Genomic DNA, 16,463 nt, shown 5'->3' with positions numbered 1-16,463 from the left:
GATATGGCCCGGTACGGCTCAGTGCGGCGACGCGATCGCCCGCGCCGCCGCCACCTCCTGGCGTACCGGCTCCAGGACGCTGTCCGCCGGGCCCGTGAGGTCCGTGCGGACGGCGATCAGGGTTTCCGCCTCCCGGACGCCCTCGGACAACTCCCGCAGTTGAAGTGCCACCTGGGACACCTCGGCCGGTGACGGCGGTGCGGCTCCGTGCTTGACGCGGACCCGGGCCGCCGTGGTCGCGTCCACGATGCGTTCGACGGCGACGACGAGGGGCCACCAGGCGGCGGCGCGGCGGCCGGTGGGCGGTGGTTCGGTCAGGGCGCGCTGGAACTCCGTACGGATGCCGGACAGGTCGCGGTAGAGGCGGCGGCGCATACGGGCGCGGGCGGCGGGGTCGGTGGTGTCGAGGAAGGCGGACTCGACGTAGCCGGCGGTGTCCGCGACCGCGTCCGCGAGGCGGTCGCCGACGCGGGTGTGCCAGCTCTCCGGCCAGAGGAGGTAGCCCGCCGTCAGCGCGATCGCGCAACCCATCAGGGAGTCCACCAGGCGCGGCAGGAGCAGGGCCGTGCCCAGGTGGTTGAGGATGTCGGAGAGGAGCAGGATCACCGGGGTGATGGCCGCCGTCTGGTAGCCGTACCCGCGTGGGGTGAGGGCCGGGATCAGCGGGGCCAGCAGCATCATCGTCGGTACGTCCCACCAGCCGCGCGGCACCTCCGCCAGCACCGCCGCCGCGACGACCAGGCCGGCCACCGTGCCCAGCGCGCGCAGCATCGCCCGGGAGAAGACGGAGCCGAAGTCGGGCTTGAGGACGAAGGTGACGGTGAGGGCGACCCAGTAGGAACGGGGGACCGTGATGATCGACACCAGGGCCTGGGCGATGCCGATGCACAGGGCCAGCCGCAGGCCGTAGCGCCAGGAGGCGGCGGAGAGGGCGACGTAGCGGGCGGCCCGGGCGGTGCGGATGCCGAGTGTGGCGGGACGGCCCAGGCGGTCGTCGATGCCGCGGGGGTCCACGTCGGGGGAGGTGACCACTTCCGCGGCGTGGCGCAGGGCGTGTTCGATGGCCCGGCCGGTCTCGCCGGTGGGCGTGGGGAGGTCGAGACCTATCGGGCCGGTGTAGCCCGTCTCCACGGCCTGGGCGAGGTGGCGGACCGCCTGGGGGACCTCGGGCGGGAGGGGCCTGCCGGTCTGGTGGGCGGCGGGGGCGGCCTCGATGACCGGGGTCGTGGCGTTCAGCTGGGCCAGCAGGCGGGTGAGCTCGGGGCTGCGGCCGTGGTGGCGGGCGCGGTGGGCGAGGATGAGGTCGTACGACTGGTTCAGCGACTGGGTGACGGTGTGCCGGGCCTCGTCGTACTCGCCGGGTACGTCGCTGCCGCACGCGGCGAGCAGGACGGCGACGGCGCGGTAGCTGTCGGCGACCGCGGCCCGTTCCGGCACCCCGGAGCGCAGCGGCCAGGCGAGCAGGGCGAGGAGCAGGACGAGCAGGCCGCCGCCGGTGATCAGGGCCGGGGCCAGCCACCACTGGCCCGGCAGGGGCAGGCCCGCGCCGATCACGGAGTCGAGCAGCAGAAGCAGGCCCGACACGGAGGCCACGGCACCGATCGTCGAGATCATCCCGGAGACGAGTGCGATGCCGGTGACGGTGGCGACGGCGATCCAGCCGTGGCCGTACACGAGGGTGCCCAGGGTGATGCCGACGGCGCCGAACAGCTGCGGGATCGCGATGTTGAGGATCCGCATGCGGTACGCGTCGGCGGTGTCGCCGATGACGCCGGACAGGGCGCCCATGGAGGCGATGGCGCCGTACGCGGGCTGCCCGGCCAAGAGTCCGATGGCCAGCGGGAGCGCCATCGCGATGGAGGCGCGGGCGACGGCGGAGCGGTTGACGGGGGACTGCTGGGGTTTGAGGTTCCGCACCAGCCAGTCGGGAGGGGTGAGGCCGATGGGGAACTCTCGGGACATGGGCCCATTATGGGCACCCAGCCCGGGGCCGTCAGGGCTGGTGGGGCGTGATGTGGAGCGTGATGTCGACGAGCAGCGCGCGGTGGTCGGTGTCGGCGAGGTCCAGGAAACGGGCGCGGGCGGCGGAGAAGTCCGCCGACACGAGCACGTGGTCGATCTGGGCGCCGAGGGTGGGGGCGGTGCGGGCCGGCCAGCTGGGGGTGCGGTCGGAGCCGGTGAGGCGGGCGGCGTCGCGCAGACCGGTGTCGAGGATGCGGCGGAAGGCGGCGTGGTCCTGGGAGGCGTTGAAGTCGCCGGCCAGGACGGTGGGCGCCTTGCCGTCCCCGGCGGCGAAGTCGCGCAGGCGGCCGAGTTCACGGCGCCAGAGGCCGAGCTGGCCGGGGAGCGGGGGCATGGGGTGGGCGAGCTGGAGCCGTACGGCGTGGCCGCGCACGTCGGCGACGGCACCGGGCATGCCCATCGTGCCGGGGACCCCGTCGGTGCCCTTGAGGGGGAAGCGGCTGAGGATGACGGACCCTTCGGAGCCGCCCGCCTCGACGGCCTGCCGGTAGGGGTAGACGGTGTCGAAGGCGTCCGTCAGCGTCGCCTGGCACACGTACTCGCACTCCTCCACGAACACCACGTCTGGCTTCTCGCGCCGGACGGCACCGACGAGGGCGCCGGTGGCCCGCCCGAACTCGACGTTCGACGTCAGCACGCGGAACGAGGCGACCGGGGCGCCGCCGGGATCGTCGCTCTTCCCGTACGGCTCGATGAACCACGCCAGCAGCCCGAGTACGACGAGCCCCCACACCAGGCCGGTCCACCACCGGGCGAGCAGCGCCAGCAGCAGTCCGGCGCCCGTGGGCAGGAGCAGCCACGGCAGGAAGGCGAGCAGCTGGGGCACCGGCGTGATCCCGTCACTGTCGGCGACCCGGCATCCGACGACCACGCTCACCGTGGCGAGCAGCAGCCCGCCACAACCGATTCCGAACCGTCGCCGCCCCCTCCGCCGCGGGGGCGTGTCACCGGGAGTCGTCGTCCACTCGGCAGCCGCAGTGTCCAAGTCCCGGCCTCTCCCTTGAGGGGTGGATGTCCGAATCCTCCCTCAAAGACGGTGGCTGTGGGCGGAAAGTTGCGTGCTCCCGCGGTCACGAAAGGTGCGTGCGGCCGCGGTCACGGTCGTGCGTCCACCCGCTCCAGGAACTTCCCCAGCACCGCGTTGAACTCCCCCGCCCGTTCCAGGTTCGGCATGTGTGCCGTGCCCTCGATCACGTGGAGGGTGGAGTCGGGGAGGAGCGCGTGCATCGACTCCGCGTCCGAGACCGGGGTGTACTCGTCGTCCGCTCCCACGACGACCAGGGCGGGGACCGTGACCCGGGTCAACAGGTCCTGGTAGTCGGGGCGTTCGGCGCGGCCGCGGAGGGCTGCGGCGGCGCCCTCGGGAGAGGTGGCCGTCATCATGCGGTGGACGTGGGACTTGACGGCCGGGTCCGCGTAGGGGGCGACCATCTTCTCCAGGACCTCGTCGGCGTAGCCGCGCATGCCCTCGCGCAGGAGGCGGTCCGCCATCGCGTTGCGGGTGACCTTGCCCTGCGGGGTCTCCGCCGCCGGGAACGTGTCCGCGAGGACCAGGCCCCGGACTCGGTCGCCGAAGCCGGCGTAGCACTCCATCGCGATCTGGCCGCCCATCGACAGGCCGGCCAGGACGCAGGTGTCCACCTTCAGGTCGTCCAGGAGCGCCTCGATGTCCTGGGCGAAGCGGGACAGCGGGGTGATGCCGGGGACCACCGGGGAGGCGCCGTAGCCGCGCAGGTCGGGGGCGACGACGCGGCGCTCGGGCGAGAACGCCTCGATCTGCGGGGTCCACATCGTGCGGTCGAAGGGGTGGCCGTGGACGAGGACGAGGGGGATGAGAGGGGCCCGGGAGGTATCCGGGCCTTTGTCCTCGTACGAGAGGAAGGGCGGCATGGGTTCGACCCTAGGGGGCGCCAACTCCTCGGTGCAATGAGATCTTCACACCGGGCCCCGCCTTCACCGTGGACCCGGGCCGGACCCCCGACGCGGTCAGACCTGGTCTCGCGTCGGTTCCTGAGGCCGAGTCGGGGTGGGCGTTGCGGACGTTCGCCGGCGTCGCGCGAGGCGCAGGGCGTGGAGGTGGCGGGTGAGCCAGGTGGCGGCGGCCACCGTCAGGCCCAGGGTCAGCAGGAGCCACGCGGCCGTGCGGAGGGTGGACGTGAGGGCGTCGTAGACCACGCCGGCAGCCGGGCGGGAGACCTCGTCGGGCAGGTCGCCCAGGGTCAGGCGGCGGCCCAGGGCGACCGCGACCCCGAGGAGGGCCCCGCCGAAGGCGGTGCCGAGGGCGGTCGCGGTGACCGCGCGGCGGCGGTGGACGGCCACGGCGATGCCGGTGACGGCGAAGACGCATGCGGCGACGGGGAGCCAGAAGCCCGCGATTTCGAGCACGTGGAATCCCTTTCGGAGGCGGCCCAGGTCCTGGGCGGCGAGGACGGCGACCTCGGTGTGCTGGACCGGGATGCGGTTCGCGAACGGCACGTGGTCGTGGGCGAGTTGGCGTTTCACCTGGGCGGTGACCGGGGCGAGGTCGACGGTGACCGCGCGGTCGCGCTCGCCTCTCAGGGCCCGCAGGACGGCGTCGTGAGTGGCCCGGTTGCCCTCGTCCCACGCCGTACGGAAGGCCTGGGTCCGGGTGAACGAGCGCACCGCCTCGTGCACGAACGGGGCCACCGTGCCCCGTATCGGGCGCACCTCGGTCTCACGCCGGTCGACCTCGCGCATGATGCCGGCGCCGACGGTGTCCGCCACGGCGTCGCGTACGTCCGGGTCGGCGGCGAGCGGCGCCATCGTGGTGACGTACCGGCCGGTGTCCGCGAGCCCGTACGCCGCCCAGGCCGCCAGCGCGCCGAACGGCGCCAGGAGGCACGCCAGCGCGATCAGTACGGCCGACAGGCTGGTACGGAGTGGTCGGGACACCCTTCCAGAGAAGGGGCCGCAGGTGCGGTGCGCGAGCGGTGTGACTGCGTATGGGTGCACAGGTCTCACAGGTCGAGCCGAACAGGGATCCCTTGGCGGAATTAGATATTCCGCTCTCCGGTGGAGAGTTCACCCGAACGGGTGTTTCCTGGTTCTGAGGGACGGTTTCAGCATCTCGGGTTCCTGCACCTGGACCTGGAACACGTCCGGATCCTCGTCGGGTGACCGGGTCTGGCTCCCCGTCGCCCGGTGAGTGGAGGGATGAGGGAAACGCGTGGGTCCCGGCAACAGCCGGGGCCCACGCGCCGTTCAGGACGATGCGGAATCAGGAGACGCGATGGCCCTCCGCGTCCTCGTGCGTGTAGTAGCGGTAGAAGAACACGAGGAAGCAGGCCGCCGAGACCGCGACCGCCATGCCTGTCGACCGCAGGACGCTCGCGCCGGTCTGGCTGTACAGGAAGCCGAACGCGCCGCCCGCGAACGCGGTCCACACCAGGGCGTGCTGCTCGCGTTTCATGTGCGGGGCGAGCGCGCGCACACCGATGTACAGCGCGATGAACACGATCGCCGTCACGAAGCCGAACAGGAGGTTCCAGCCCGTGATGGGACCGCCGCTGCGGCGGTTGGCCGCGGCCCAGTAGCCGTAGACGAGCCCCAGCGCGACGGGCACCGCCCACTTCGCGACCATGTGCGTGCGTTCACCGAGGATGTCCGGTGATCCGCGCATTCCCGGTGTGGGTGCCGCATGAGCCATGAGAGCGCTCCTCTCTCTCCTCGCCCCCGCTACCAGGGCACACCTGGGGAGAGGCGCTGGCAAGTCGGCGGAGATGCAGCGCGCCCACCCCCATGTTTCGCTGGGCACCGTGAGTGACGGCGCCCGAGGCCAGCGGATGCTCGTCCGGTATCCCCGGGCCGGGCGGCGGGACATCGCGCACCGGCAGAATCTGCTGCGCGTACGGGGCCGCAGTCTGGCCTGGCTGCCCCCGCTGCTGCTGCTCGTCTGCGTCACGGTGGCCGACTTCGGCACCGGTGGCGAGTTCCGGATGATCTCCTGGATCGTGCTCGTGCCCGGCATCGCCGCCGCGATCTGCGGAGTGTGGGGCACGGCCGTGTTCGGGATGCTCGCGCTCATCACGTACGTCGCCGCGGACAGCGCCTGGCCGTACCAGTACCAGACCGGCCTGCCCGACTTGATCCTCGTCGCCGCCGGCGGCGTCCTCGCCACGCTGGCCTGCGGAGTCCGGTTGCGCGGTGAGCAGCGGATGCTGCACATGATGCGCATCGCCGAGACCACCCGCCGCACCGTGCTGCGCCCGATGCCACCGGGCTGGGGCGACCTGGAACAGGCGGCCGTCTACCTCGCCGCCGACCTCGACGCCCGCGTCGGCGGTGACTTCTACGACATCCAGCCCAGCCCGCACGGCACCCGCGTCCTGCTCGGCGACGTCCAGGGCAAGGGACTGGGCGCGGTGGAGGCGGCGGCCGCGCTGCTGGGCACCTTCCGCGAGGCGGGGTACCACGAGGCGGACCTGGCGACGGTCGCCGCGCGTCTGGAGACGCGGATGCTGCGCCACCGCGGGCACACCGCGGCCCTCGGCCGGAGCGACGGCGACCGTTTCGCCACCGCCGTGCTCCTCGGCTTCCCCGTGGCCGGGCCCGCGGTGGTGGAGGTCGCCATCTTCGGCCACGACCCGCCGCTGGCCGTAGGGCCCGACGGCGTACGGTCCCTGCCGGACGGGGACGGGCTGCCGCTCGGCCTCTGCGAGCTCACGGGCGCCGACGGGATGCCGACCGTGCGCCGGGTGCCCCTCGCGCCCGGCGAGACCCTGTTGTTGGTCACCGACGGCGTGACCGAGGCCCGGGACGCGGCCGGGGTGTTCTACCCGCTCGTCGACGAGGTGGCCCGCGCGGTCGCCGTGGACCCGCGCACCGCCGACCCCGACCGACTGGTCGCCTTCGTCCGGGACGGCACGCTCCGGCACAGCGCGGGGTACCTGGCCGACGACACGACGATCTTCGCCGTACGGCCGCGACCGAGGGCCGTCGAGACTCCTGTACGCGGACGTTCGCAGTCCTCAGGCCCCCCTTTGCAGTCCTGAGGCCCCCCTTTGCAGCCGCAGCGGTTACCGTGCTGCCGTAGGTGATCGACAGGGGAGGGACCATGCCCGGAACCGTGCTGCTGCTCGCGGCCTCGCCCGTGGGCAAGGGATGTCTGGTGGACGCGGCGTCCGTGCTCCCCGTGCTCGCGGCCGTGCCGCCCGCCGTGCTGGCGGGCGCGGACACCGCGAACGTCGTCGAGCTGGCCGACCCGCTGGAGCCGCAGGCGGTGCTCACCCGGCTGCGCGCGGCCGCGGCGGCCCCCGGTCCGCTGACCGTGTTCGTCACCGGCCAGCTCCAGCTCGACCGCCGCCAGCGGCTGCCCCATCTGGCGCTGGCGCGCACCACCCCGGCGACCGTGCGCTACACGGCGTTCCCCTGGCACTGGTTCCGGGAGGAACTGCGGCTGCGGGCGCCCGGCGCGACGACGCTCGTGCTCGACCTGCACGCGGACGCGGAGACCTGGGAGCACCTGCGCACCGCGCCGCTCGACTGCGGGCGCAACAACGCCGTCTATGGGCGTGTCGCGCCGCCGCCCGGGCGACGGGCGGTGGCCGTGCCGACGTACATGAAGGCGGTCGCGACGATTCTGCGCAGCGGGCACCGGCCGCCGCTGGAGCAGCTGCACCAGCAGGCGTGGGGGAGGCTGGCCGGTGCGGGGGAGGCCGGCGGCATCGTGCTGGCCACGCACACGCCGGTGGCCGGTGATCCGCACGCCTCCATCACCGCCGCCGTCCAGTCGGGGCGGCACGCCGAGGCCGACGCGCTCGCCGCCCGCTGGCAGCATGCCGCAGTCCAGACTCACGGGCCCGCCTCCGACGAGGCCCTGCACTGGGCCGAGGTCCGGGCGGACCTGGCGATGTTCGCGGGCGACGCCGAGCGCAGCTGCCGTACCTGGCTCGCGGTGGCCGGGACCCGGCTGGCGGCCGGGCAGGCCCCGGACGCGCCGGCGGTGGAGGCGGCCGTCGACCGGGCCCACCACCAGTGGGGGAAGATCCGCGACAAAGCACGGGCCCGGGAACTCGGGCCCGCGCTCGCGGAGTTGCGCGGCCGGGTGCCCGGCCGGCGCGAGGGTGCGCTGGGACATGTCCAGCGACAGCTGCGTCAGCTTCAGACGCAGGAGTGAGCGACCTCAACCCCCGCGTCTGTCGCCTCACTTGGTGAAGATGAAGTACTTCCAGCCGCCGTACGTCGTCGCGTTGACGTTGTCACCGGACTTCGTGTCGATGTAGTTGGAGCGGACGCGGAAGCGGACGCCCGTCGGCGGGGTGTCGTCCAGGACGACCGAGTCCTTGCCGGTGGAGCCGAGCGACCAGTACTGGGTGTACGTGGTGTGCCAGGCGCCGCTGTAGAACTCCTGGATCTGCATCTGGTACTTGCGGCCCTTGTACGCCGTCATCGTCGTGTTGACGACGGGGTCCTTGGTCTTGTGGAAGTAGGAGTAGGTCGCGTTCCACGCCCGCGCGGTCTTGTAGGCGCCGCTGAGCGACGTCGAGACCTTGACCTTGGTGTAGACCGTGGCGGTCGCCGACTTCGCCGCGTACCGCGTGTCGCCCGTGAACTTCGCGGTGAGCTTGGTGTCGCGGGTCAGGTGCAGCGTGGCCGTCAGGTTGCCGCTGGAGTTGACCGTGCCCTTCTTGACCAGGGCGTTGGGCTTGTCGGAGCCGTACGGGTCGGCCCAGATCTCCACGGTGCGGTTCTTGTAGGTGGTGCCGAGGTGCGCGGTGAACGTCACGTCGGTGCCGTAGCCGTACACCTTGCCGGCGTTGTTCAGCGTCACCGTGGTCGCGGTCTTGGCGACGGCCACGGAGTCGGACGCGGTGGCGCCCGTGTGGTCGGCGTCGCCCGCGTAGGTGACGGTGTACTTCACCGTGCCGCCGGCCGGCGGGGTGTCGGCGAAGGAGTACGAGCCGTCGTCGGCGACCGTGGCGGTGCCGAGCGCCTTGCCGGCGGGCGACTCGTCGTCGGTGCGGGTGACGGCGACCGTGGTGCCCGCGGGGAACGCGGCCTCGGACGTCAGCTTGCCCGTGACGGTCAGCGCCTTGCCGCGGGTGCCGGTGGCCGGCGCGTCGGCCGTCAGCGTGGCGGCGGTCTTGGTGGGGTCGTCGTAGACGCGCAGCGAGTAGTTGTCCGCGCTGTCGATGGACACCGCGAACAGCTCGCTGCCGTCCGGCGCCCAGGCCAGGCCCCGCGCGGCGAGGGTGTCGGAGGCGCTGCTGCCGGTGCTGCTGCCGAACTCGTACTCCTTCAGCGGCAGCGAGGTGCCCGGCTTGAAGACGTGGACGTCGGGCTCGTACCAGGAGTTGGTGCCCGCCGCGACGACGCCGTTCGGGGCGATGTCCACGGCGTTCGGGTACGTGTTCGTCTCGTACTTGCCGTCCTTGGACAGGTCCGTGAGCTTGTAGACCGCCTGGTAGTACGGGGCGCCGCTGGCCGTGACGACGTCCTGGCCGTCCGGCGTGACCGCCATGTCCGTGAGGTTGCCGCCGCCGGTGTCGCCCGGGTCGAAGGCGTACGCGGTCTGGGTCGGGGTGCCCGAGGAGACGTCGTACACCGCGAGGACGACCGGGCTCTGGCCGGGCGCGCCCGCGACGAGCGTGTTCGGGGCGCCGGCGGAGGCGTTCAGGATCGGGGCGGAGTACCAGGTGTTGACGGGGGCCTGGGCGAGCGTGACGACCGGGTCGGTGCCGGTGAGGTCGAGCGAGCCGATGTTGCCCTTGGCGGCGCCGCCGTAGCCGAACCAGAGCTTGCCGCCCGCCTCGGCGAGGTACTGCGGGTCCGCCGTGCCGGTGGAGTAGCGGTGGGCCTCGGTCGCGGTCGCCGTGTCGATGGCGACGATCGCGTCGGCGTCGCCCACGGCCGCGTAGAGGGTGGCGGAGTCGGCGGACAGTTCCAGTCCGCGGACGCCGGGCAGCGAGCCGACGGTCGCGACGACCGTGCCCGCGTAGTCGGTCACGACGACCTGACCGCTGGTCGGGTCGCTGATGAAGACCCGGTGGTGGACTCCGTCGACGACCATGTCGCCGGTCGCCTTCAGGGGCAGGAGTGTGCTGGAGTCGGCTGCCGCCGACCCGGCGCCGCCCGCGACCAGCGCGACGGAGCCGAAGAGAACCGCGAGTGCTGTCGCGGCGGGAAGAGTGCGTCTGCGCACGTGTTTCGAACCCCCCGGAACGAAAGTGGAATCAGACTGCGCAGATTAGGTCACGGTACTGACATCGAGGTGAACTGGTCAGTAAGAGGCTGGTGAGAACAGTGAGAGCGGTGCGGCAGGTGCGCTCGCGGGCGGGCGGGGTGCCCGCGGCCCCTCTTCCGCGGCCCGCGCCGGTCCCGCGTTCGCCGCGAGGATCAGGGTCGCCGTGGCGAGCACGGCTGCCGCGAAGCCCCTGGCGTAACGCGCGGATGTGGGTCCGGGCACGGCGACCTCGCAACGGGTGACAGTGAAGTGTTAAGCGTGTTTAAGTCGCGGTTTAACCTAGGGCGTGTCATGGTCGAACCGCAAGAGTTCCAGGGGTGGTTGGGGGTAGCGGGGGCGTGGGCGAGAGGGACGAGCCCGAGGTCATCGGGCGTCGCGTGCAGCGGCTGCGCAGCGAACGCGGGCTGACCCAGCGGCAGCTGGCCGAGCCGACGTACACGCCTGCCTACATTTCCACCCTGGAGGCCGGACGGGTGCGGCCCTCCGACGAGGCGCTCAGGCACATCGCCGAGCGGCTCGGGGTCGATTTCGGTGAGCTGGCCACCGGGCGGTCCGCCCGGCTCGTCACCGATCTGCGGCTGCGGCTGACCGAGGCCCAGCGCACCCTCGCCACGGGCGAGGCCGAGGAGGCGGCCGAGCGGTACTCCGTCCTGCTCGCGGAGGCGGAGGCGGAGGGACTGGCCGAAGTGCAGGCCACCGCGCTGCTGGGGCTCGGGGAGTGCGGGATAGAGACCGGTGACCTGGGGACGGCCCGGGAGTGCTTCGAGCGGGCGGAGGCGTGTCTCGCCGATGCTCCGCTGCCGGCCAGGGTGCCCGCGCTGCGTGGGCGGGCCCTGTCCCACTACCTCGCCGGTGAACTCCGGTACGCCGTATACCTGCTGGAGTCCACCCTCGACGAGCTGAACCGCGCCGGACTGCACGATCCCGACGCGCTGCTCCTGCTGTACGCCTCCGCCATCGGGCCCTACATGGACCTGGGTGCCCACGCCCGCGCCGCCCAGGCCGCCGAGTTCGCCCTCGCCCTGGCGCCCCAGGCCGGCGACCCCGCCCTGGTCGCCCACATGCACCGGTCGGTCGCCCGCACGCTGCTCGCCGAGGGCCGGCTCGCCGAGGCCGACGCCTCGCTCGCCAAGGCCGCCGAGCTCTACCGGCAGCTGCAGATCCGTACCGAGCTCGCCAACTGTCACTGGATGCGCGGCTATGTCTCCGCGCAGAACGGTGACCTGGAGCGGGCGGAGGGCGAGCTGCGGGAGGCCATGGCCATGCTCGCCGCCAAGCGCGCCGCCCTCTACAGCAGCCAGGTCGCCGTCGAGCTCGCCGACGTACTGCACCGGCGGGGAAAGTCCGAGGAGGCCGCCGCCCTGCTGCACGACGTGCTCGGCGACCTCTCGCCCGAGCGCGGCGCCGTGCACGCGGCAGGTGCGCACCGCCTCCTCGGCATCATCGCCGACGACGCCCGTGACACCGAGGCCGCCGAGGAGCACTACGTGCGCGCGCTGAGCCTGCTGGAGCGGGCGGGAGCCGCCGGCGACCTCGCCGACCTGTGCCGGCTCCTCGGCGACCTGCTGCGCCGCACCGGGCGGGTGGAGGCGGCGCTGGACGCGTACCGGACGGGGCTCGGACACCGTACGGCGCCCGGCACGACGACACTGGGACCGGCGCCCGCCCAGCCGCCGCTGTGAGAAGCCGACGGATCCGTACGAGGAGCGGTAGGCGTCAGACCTGCGCCCGGCCCTGCTTGCGGATCTCCGTCAGGCGCTGGGCGCCGAGTTGTACGGCAGCCTGGGTGGCGTCGTTCGGTACGTCGCCCATCCCGCCGTTGGTGAGGGCGAACGCGTCCGGGCCGACGCGGACGGCGGCGACGTCCAGGGAGAGGGTGGCGGGGTCGCCGTCGAGTGTCTGGCCCTCCGGTCCGGTCACCGCGGTCACCGTCACCCGCAGGCCCTGCCGGGCGTCGCCGACCTCGGGCAGCGCCTCGTCGGAGACCTGGACGTCCAGTACGGCGCCCGTCGTCGACGTGGCAGTGAACCGCGCGCACTTCTGCGGCATGGTGCTCAGCCAGGCCAGCCAGCTGTCCACCGCCGCCGGCGACTGGGCGGAGATCTGGTAGCGCAGCTGCGCATCGGCGTCGGTGTCGTCGAGGCCGGTCACCGCGCGGGCGGGGGCACCGAGGATTTCGTCGGCGTAGAGGGCGTCGAGCAGACGCCGGCACTCGGCCACCGAGGTCTTCGCCTTCAGCAGTCCGTCCCGCCAGGTCGCGGCCCCACGCGTCGGGACCCAGGAGCCGCCCAGGTCGGTGTCCGTGATGAGGGCGTCGTGGGCCTGGGCGTCGGTGAGGGCGGAGCCGGCCGCGGAGGAGGCGTGGGCGGAAGGGGCCGCGGAGGAAGCCGGGACTATGGGGGCGTGGGGGGCTCCCTCGGCGGCGCCCAGGCAGGCAGAGGTGGTCAGGAGCGTGGCGGTGGAGAGGGCGGAGGCGAGGAGAGTGCGCACGCGGGTCATCGGGGTTGCTCCAGGGGGTGCGTCGAGGGTCCGTCCTTTCACGGCAACACCAGGGGTACGGGGGCACCAGCGCGGCGGGCCGTACGGGTGAGCGGGGTGGGGCCACCGGTCCCCGCCGGAAAACCGTTCGCCCCTTCCCCACCCCACCGCTACGGTCATCCCATGCAGTGCGCCATCCCGTCCCTCACGACGACGCCGGAACGTGTCCCGGCGCGCTGACAGCTGACGTAGATGTCCGAAGCCCCGGGGTGAGCGCCCCGGGGCTTCGGCGTGTGGTGCTCGCTCCCGACGGGACTCGGCAGGAGAGGAGCCCACCATGCACGACCACCGACGTCTCGGCCGCGAGCTCGAACTGTTCGACACCGATCCGCTGATGGGGTCGGGGCTGCCGTACTGGCTGCCCGACGGGGCGATCGTCCGGTACGGCCTCGAGGAGTACATCCGCGAGGCCGAGCGTGCCGCCGGCTACCGGCACGTGTACTCGCCGGTCCTCGGCAAGCGCGAGCTGTACGAGATCTCCGGGCACTGGGACCACTACAGCGACGACATGTTCCCGCCGATGCAGCTGGGCGCGGAGCAGGTCGTGCTGCGGCCCAGCCTCTGCCCCCACCACGCCCTCATCTACCGCTCACGCTCGCACTCCTATCGCGAACTGCCCCTGCGTATGGCCGAGTTGGGCGGCATGTACCGCTCCGAGCTGTCGGGTGTGCTGGGCGGGCTGACCCGGGTACGGGCGATCCATCTCAACGACGCGCACATCTTCTGCACCCTCGACCAGGCCGTCGAGGAGGCTCGCGCGGCCCTGGAGCTGATCGGCCGGGCCTACGCCGACCTGGGCATCCGCGCCTCCCGGTACCGGCTCTCCCTGCCGGGGGCGGGCGGCAAGTACGTCGCCGGCCCGGAGCTGTGGCGCCGGGCCACCGCGCTGCTGAGGGAGGTCATGGAGGGGTCCGGGCTCGCGTACGAGGAGGCCGAGGGCGAGGCCGCCTTCTACGGGCCCAAGATCGATGTGCAGATCGAGGACCGGGCCGGCCGCGAGGCCACCCTCTCCACCGTCCAGATCGACTTCCACCAGCCCGAACGCTTCGACCTGCACTACATCGGCGCCGACGGAGCCAAGCACCGGCCGGTCATGGTGCACCGCAGCGTCATCGGGAGCGTGGAGCGCGCGGTCGCGCACCTCATCGAGGAGCACGGCGGTGCGTTCCCGGCGTGGCTCGCGCCCGTGCACCTGGTCGTCCTGCCGGTGTCGGAGGCGCAGGAGGCGCCGGCGCGGGACCTCGTACGGCGGGGCGCCGAGCGCGGGCTGCGCGCCGAGTGCGCCGGGGAGGGGAGCCTGGGGGCGCGGATCCGGGCGGCGCGGCTCGTGCCGTACGTGGCGGTGATCGGGGAGCGGGAGGCGGGCGGCGGTCTGGTGGACGTACGGCTGCGGGACGGGCGGCGGATCGGGGCCCTGCCCGGCGCCGAGCTGGTGGAGCGGGTCGTGGCGCGGGTGGCGGGCCGGGGCAGCGCGCTGTGGGATGGAGACGATGCGTAGGGTCGCTCGCGTGGGGCCTGCGCAGGCCCGGTGAGAGGAGCCCGCCGTGTCGAACGGTTCGATCGTGCCCGTGATCATCGACTGCGACACCGGCGTCGACGACGCCCTGGCCCTGCTGTTCGCCGTCCGCCACCCCGCGATCGATCTGCGCGCGGTGACCTGCGTGGCGGGGAACACGGACGTCGACGGGGTGGTCCGCAACACCCTGACCGTGCTGGAGCTGGCGGGCGCTCCCGACATCCCGGTGGCCCGTGGCGCCGAGCGGCCGCTGATCGAGCCGGTCCGCGCGGCACGGCACGTGCACGGGGAGGACGGCATGGGCGACCTCGGCCTGCCCGCGCCGACCCGCACCCCGGTCGACGTGGACGCGGTGACGCTGCTCCGGCGGGAGATCCTCGCCTCACCGCGTCCGGTCACGCTGATCCCGACGGCACCCCTGACGAACATCGCGCTGCTGCTGCGTACGCACCCGGAGGTGACCCGCAACATCGAGCGGATCGTGTTCATGGGCGGCGCGGTGGCCACGGGCAACGCCACGCCGGTCGCGGAGTTCAACGTCTGGCACGACCCGGAGGCGGCGGCGGTCCTGCTGACCGCCGGGGTGCCGATCACCATGTACGGCTTGGACGTGTTCCAGCGGGTCGTCGTGCCGGGGGCCGACGTACGACGGCTGCGCGCGAGCGCGGAACCGGGCGCCCGGCTGGCCGGCGACCTGCTCGCGCGCCGCCCGTCCGCCCCCGCCGCCGACGGTGACGACCCGGCCGGCGGCCTCGGCGACGCGGGCGCGGTCTGCGCGGTCGCCGACCCGGCCGGTATCAGCACTCACCTGCTGCCCGTCGAGGTCTCCCTCGCCCCCGGTCCGTCCCGAGGCCAGACGATCGTCGACCGCCGCCCGCGCCCCGGCGAGTCCGAGATCCACGAGAGCGCTCGCGAACAGGCCCTCGTGGACGTGGCGTTGGACGTGGACGTGGCGCGGTACGTGAAGCTCTACCTGGCGACGGTGGAGGGCTGAGCGCGAGCCCGACGACAACGGGGGGCTCCGCCGGTTGGTGCCGGCTCAGTTGGTGTCGGCGGGCCGTACCGCCCACCGCTCCTCCACCTTCGCCAGCCGCCAGTACGCCACCGCCGCCGCCCATACGACGACGAACAGGCCGACGATGACGTAGCCGACGCTGTCCAGGTTCAGGCCGGCGATCCAGCCGGTGACGTCGTCGCGCAGGTCGAGCTTCTCGTGGAGGACGCCGACCAGTTCGATCGTGCCGATGAAGAAGGCGACGGCGATGGACAGGCCGGTGATGGTGAGGTTGTAGAACACCTTGCGGACGGGGTTCGAGAACGCCCACTGGTAGGCGAAGTTCATGAACGTGCCGTCGAGGGTGTCGAACAGGCTCATGCCCGCGGCGAAGAGGAGCGGCAGGCACAGGATCGCGTACCAGGGCAGGCCCGCCGCCGCGCCCGAGCCGGCCATCACCATCAGTGTGACCTCGGTGGCGGTGTCGAAGCCGAGGCCGAAGAGGAAACCGAGGGGGTACATCTGGCCGGGGCGGGAGATGGACTTGGTGAGGCGGCCCAGAATGCGGTTCATGAAGCCGCGGGAGTCCAGGTGCTGTTCGAGTTCCTTCTCGTCGTACGTTCCTGCCCGCATCGCCTTGAAGACCTTCAGGATGCCGAGCAGGGCGACCAGGTTGAGGGCGGCGATGAGATAGAGGAAGGTGCCGGAGATCGTCGTCCCCATGAAGCCGAGGACCTGGTGGGTGCTGGAGTCCTCGTTCATCACCCGGCCGGCGAGCTGCGTGCCGCCCGCGATCAGCAGCGCGAGCAGCACCACCACGCTGGAGTGCCCCAGCGCGAACCAGAAACCCACCGACACCGGCCGCTTGCCGTCGGCCATCAGCTTGCGGGTGGTGTTGTCGATCGCGGCGATGTGGTCGGCATCGAAGGCGTGCCGCATGCCGAGGGTGTAGGCGGTGATGCCGAGGCCGACGCCGAAGGCCTTGGCGCCGACCTCGTAGTGCTCCGGCACGACGAGGAGGAAGAGGATTCCGAAGGCGACGACGTGCAGGACGGCGATCACCGCCATCAGCCCCGCTGTCTTGACGGTGTCCTCGCGCCGCCACTTGAAGGACGTCGCAGACGTCTCCGGCGTCGTCCCGGCGGCCGTGGGGGCAGCGTTGGGCAGGGTCATCCGGTTCACGCTCCAGC

13 protein-coding genes and 1 pseudogene are annotated in these 16,463 nt (G+C 72.7%); 5 read left to right on the top strand and 9 right to left on the bottom strand.

Annotated elements, in window-relative coordinates:
* Positions 1-18: 18 nt before the first annotated feature.
* From ABT114_RS05570 to ABT114_RS05550, 5 genes are all read right to left on the bottom strand, one after another.
* Entirely contained in the window at positions 19-1,962 is a 1,944-nt protein-coding gene (locus tag ABT114_RS05570; RefSeq protein WP_351138907.1) for an FUSC family protein, read from the bottom strand.
* Positions 1,963-1,993: 31 nt separating this feature from the next.
* On the bottom strand, positions 1,994-3,007 hold the full coding sequence (locus ABT114_RS05565; RefSeq protein ID WP_351138904.1) for an endonuclease/exonuclease/phosphatase family protein: 1,014 nt from the start codon (positions 3,005-3,007) through the stop codon (positions 1,994-1,996).
* Between the two features lie 110 nt (positions 3,008-3,117).
* Positions 3,118-3,912 carry an alpha/beta fold hydrolase gene (locus tag ABT114_RS05560; protein WP_351138902.1) on the bottom strand — a complete coding sequence of 265 codons (795 nt, stop codon included), beginning with the start codon at positions 3,910-3,912 and terminating at the stop codon, positions 3,118-3,120.
* Positions 3,913-4,008: 96 nt separating this feature from the next.
* Positions 4,009-4,935, bottom strand: a complete 927-nt coding sequence (locus ABT114_RS05555) for a hypothetical protein (RefSeq protein WP_351138900.1) — start codon at positions 4,933-4,935, stop codon at positions 4,009-4,011.
* 325 nt (positions 4,936-5,260) lie between these two features.
* The gene (locus ABT114_RS05550) at positions 5,261-5,689 is read right to left on the bottom strand and encodes a hypothetical protein (protein WP_351138898.1); all 429 of its coding nucleotides are present in this window, start codon (positions 5,687-5,689) and stop codon (positions 5,261-5,263) included.
* Between the two features lie 136 nt (positions 5,690-5,825).
* On the opposite strand from ABT114_RS05550, the gene ABT114_RS05545 reads away from it, so the two are divergent.
* Together ABT114_RS05545 and ABT114_RS05540 are read left to right on the top strand one after the other, a co-directional pair.
* Entirely contained in the window at positions 5,826-7,034 is a 1,209-nt protein-coding gene (locus ABT114_RS05545) for a PP2C family protein-serine/threonine phosphatase (RefSeq protein WP_351139508.1), read from the top strand.
* Between the two features lie 62 nt (positions 7,035-7,096).
* The gene (locus tag ABT114_RS05540) at positions 7,097-8,158 is read left to right on the top strand and encodes a hypothetical protein (RefSeq protein WP_351138896.1); all 1,062 of its coding nucleotides are present in this window, start codon (positions 7,097-7,099) and stop codon (positions 8,156-8,158) included.
* 27 nt (positions 8,159-8,185) lie between these two features.
* Here ABT114_RS05540 and ABT114_RS05535 read toward each other — a convergent pair whose 3' ends face one another.
* A complete protein-coding gene (locus tag ABT114_RS05535) occupies positions 8,186-10,183 on the bottom strand; it encodes an Ig-like domain repeat protein (protein ID WP_351138894.1) in 1,998 nt (665 codons plus the stop codon).
* Positions 10,184-10,261: 78 nt separating this feature from the next.
* Positions 10,262-10,447 carry a hypothetical protein gene (locus ABT114_RS05530; RefSeq protein WP_351138892.1) on the bottom strand — a complete coding sequence of 62 codons (186 nt, stop codon included), beginning with the start codon at positions 10,445-10,447 and terminating at the stop codon, positions 10,262-10,264.
* Between the two features lie 116 nt (positions 10,448-10,563).
* Between ABT114_RS05530 and ABT114_RS05525 the strand changes: the two genes are divergently transcribed.
* Complete coding sequence (locus ABT114_RS05525) at positions 10,564-11,907, top strand: helix-turn-helix domain-containing protein (RefSeq protein WP_351138890.1); 1,344 nt, start codon at positions 10,564-10,566, stop codon at positions 11,905-11,907.
* Between the two features lie 34 nt (positions 11,908-11,941).
* Here the strand turns inward: ABT114_RS05525 and ABT114_RS05520 are convergent, their stop codons facing one another.
* On the bottom strand, positions 11,942-12,724 hold the full coding sequence (locus ABT114_RS05520) for a hypothetical protein (protein WP_351138888.1): 783 nt from the start codon (positions 12,722-12,724) through the stop codon (positions 11,942-11,944).
* Between the two features lie 313 nt (positions 12,725-13,037).
* On the opposite strand from ABT114_RS05520, the pseudogene thrS reads away from it, so the two are divergent.
* Together thrS and ABT114_RS05510 are read left to right on the top strand one after the other, a co-directional pair.
* A pseudogene (gene thrS / locus ABT114_RS05515) lies at positions 13,038-14,261 on the top strand (threonine--tRNA ligase); the annotation flags it as partial.
* Between the two features lie 46 nt (positions 14,262-14,307).
* Complete coding sequence (locus ABT114_RS05510) at positions 14,308-15,273, top strand: nucleoside hydrolase (RefSeq protein ID WP_351138886.1); 966 nt, start codon at positions 14,308-14,310, stop codon at positions 15,271-15,273.
* 45 nt (positions 15,274-15,318) lie between these two features.
* On the opposite strand, the gene nicT is transcribed toward ABT114_RS05510, so the two are convergent.
* Positions 15,319-16,446: a Nickel transporter NicT gene (gene nicT, locus ABT114_RS05505; RefSeq protein WP_351139506.1), complete on the bottom strand. Its 1,128-nt coding sequence runs from the start codon at positions 16,444-16,446 to the stop codon at positions 15,319-15,321.
* Positions 16,447-16,463 lie beyond the last annotated feature (17 nt).

The organism is Streptomyces sp. NPDC002088 (genome assembly GCF_040296605.1).
Classification (GTDB): domain Bacteria; phylum Actinomycetota; class Actinomycetes; order Streptomycetales; family Streptomycetaceae; genus Streptomyces.
The sequence above is the reverse complement of the archived record's forward strand: the minus strand, read 5'-3'. Positions and strand labels throughout refer to the sequence as shown.